The organism is Luteococcus sanguinis (genome assembly GCF_039527675.1).
GTDB lineage: Bacteria > Actinomycetota > Actinomycetes > Propionibacteriales > Propionibacteriaceae > Luteococcus > Luteococcus sanguinis.
This window is the reverse complement of the sequence record NZ_BAAAKI010000020.1, coordinates 1-1,514: the sequence shown is the minus strand read 5'-3', so window position 1 is coordinate 1,514 and position 1,514 is coordinate 1. Positions and strand designations below refer to the sequence as shown.

At 67.6% G+C, this 1,514-nt stretch carries 3 protein-coding genes and 1 pseudogene; 3 read left to right on the top strand and 1 reads right to left on the bottom strand.

What is annotated here, in order from left to right:
• Positions 1 to 107 precede the first annotated feature (107 nt).
• Positions 108 to 338 carry a helix-turn-helix transcriptional regulator gene (locus ABD089_RS12310; protein ID WP_343886726.1) on the bottom strand — a complete coding sequence of 77 codons (231 nt, stop codon included), beginning with the start codon at positions 336 to 338 and terminating at the stop codon, positions 108 to 110.
• A 5-nt stretch (positions 339 to 343) separates the two neighbouring features.
• On the opposite strand from ABD089_RS12310, the gene ABD089_RS12305 reads away from it, so the two are divergent.
• The 3 genes and pseudogenes from ABD089_RS12305 (at position 344) to ABD089_RS13885 (ending at position 1,388) form a co-directional block, all read left to right on the top strand.
• Positions 344 to 646: a transposase gene (locus ABD089_RS12305; protein ID WP_343886725.1), complete on the top strand. Its 303-nt coding sequence runs from the start codon at positions 344 to 346 to the stop codon at positions 644 to 646.
• A pseudogene (locus ABD089_RS12300) lies at positions 622 to 1,194 on the top strand (DDE-type integrase/transposase/recombinase); the annotation flags it as partial. The gene ABD089_RS12305 and the pseudogene ABD089_RS12300, both read left to right, overlap by 25 nt.
• Entirely contained in the window at positions 1,191 to 1,388 is a 198-nt protein-coding gene (locus ABD089_RS13885; RefSeq protein WP_386769063.1) for a DDE-type integrase/transposase/recombinase, read from the top strand. The pseudogene ABD089_RS12300 and the gene ABD089_RS13885, both read left to right, overlap by 4 nt.
• Positions 1,389 to 1,514 lie beyond the last annotated feature (126 nt).

The following is a 1,514-nucleotide window of genomic DNA, read 5'->3' as shown; positions in this document are numbered from 1 at the left end:
TCGAGCAGCAAGCACGCCCCAAACTGCCCAACCCGGCAGGCATCCGCCGCCACGCCAGCTGACCCCCACCCACGCGGGGAATTTGGGACTGATGCTCCTATCTGGTGTCAAGCTGCTGTGAGCCATTCTCGGTAGCGGTGGGCGAGGTCGTCGCTGCGTCTCTTGCCGAGTTCGATCTCGGAGATTCGTGCGGGCCAGGTGCCGCAGGCTTCGGCGGCGTTGGTGAGGGTGATGTTCTTGGCTTGGCGGGCGGGTCGTAGGTCGGTGTAGTTCGGGATCTCGCAATGGCCGGTCAGGGCGCGGTAGACCTTGAGGTTCCCCCCGGAGCGTAGAGGCATCCACAATGAGGATCGAGATGCCAGAGAAGCGCAAGAAGTACGACCGGGAGTTCCGTGAGGGAGCGGTCCGGTTCGTCGAGGAGACGAACAAGCCGATCGCGCAGGTCGCTCGAGATCTGGGCGTGAACGAGGGCACGCTGGGCAACTGGGTCCAACGCGCTCGTGCCGCACGCGAAGGTCATGGCGAGCTGTCCAAGGACGACTACGAGGAGCTGAAACGGCTCCGCGCCGAGGTCGCCGAGCTGCGGATGGAGCGCGATGTCCTCAAGCGATCCGTGGTCCTGTGGGTGAAGGAGGCGACGAAGTGAGCGTGGCACGCTTCATCGCCGACCAGAGGACCAACTACGCCGTGCCACACACGACCGTCTGCGCGTTGCTCGGAGTCTCCGAGGCGTGGTTCTACAAGTGGATCAAGCGCGCGGACGGCCCGGGCGCCGCGAGCGGGCTGTTCACCGACACCGACCGGCGGCGCGACACCGTCGACCGGGCCGTGGCCGTCGCGTTCCGCAAGACGAAGGGCCTGCACGGATCGCCCCGCCTGCGCGAGGACCTGCGCGAGGGCGGATGGCGGGTCAGCGAGAAGACGGTCGCCGAGTCGATGCGCCGTCAGGGCCTGGTGGCCCGCGTGATCAAGCGCCGCAGCGGCCTGACCAGGCAGGACAGGACCGCACCCAAGTTCCCGGACCTGGTGCGTCGCGACTTCACCGCGCCGGCGCCCAACTACAAGTGGGTCGGCGACATCACCGAGATCCCCACGGCCGAGGGCAAGCTGTACCTGGCCACCGTGATCGACCTGTACTCACGCCGGCTGCTCGGCGCCGCGACCAGCGCCCACCCCGACGCTGACCTGGCGTGCGCGGCGATCCGGATGGCCGTCACCGCTCGCGGCGGCAAGGAGGCGATCTGGCGCGAGGACGAGGCCAACCGCGTCATCTTCCACACACCGACAGGGGCTCGACCTACACGGCGACCTCGTTCACCCGGCTCTGCGCCGACCTCGGGATCCGCCAGTCGATGGGCCGGGTCGGCTCGTGCCTGTTAACCGGCTAATGATGGCCGGGAGCCTTGTCAGGAAGGGTTTTGGGGCGTAGTCCTGTGGCATGGAGGACTCGGCGATGGTGGTGGGGCTGGTCCGTGATGATGACACAGGCTGGCGGCTGGAGAGTGCGGACGAGG

Coding starts and splice junctions, on each gene's coding strand:
- ABD089_RS12310 (WP_343886726.1), bottom strand. CDS start 338: ATGCCTCTACGCTCCGGGGGGAACCTCAAGGTCTACCGCGCCCTGACC.
- ABD089_RS12305 (WP_343886725.1), top strand. CDS start 344: ATGAGGATCGAGATGCCAGAGAAGCGCAAGAAGTACGACCGGGAGTTC.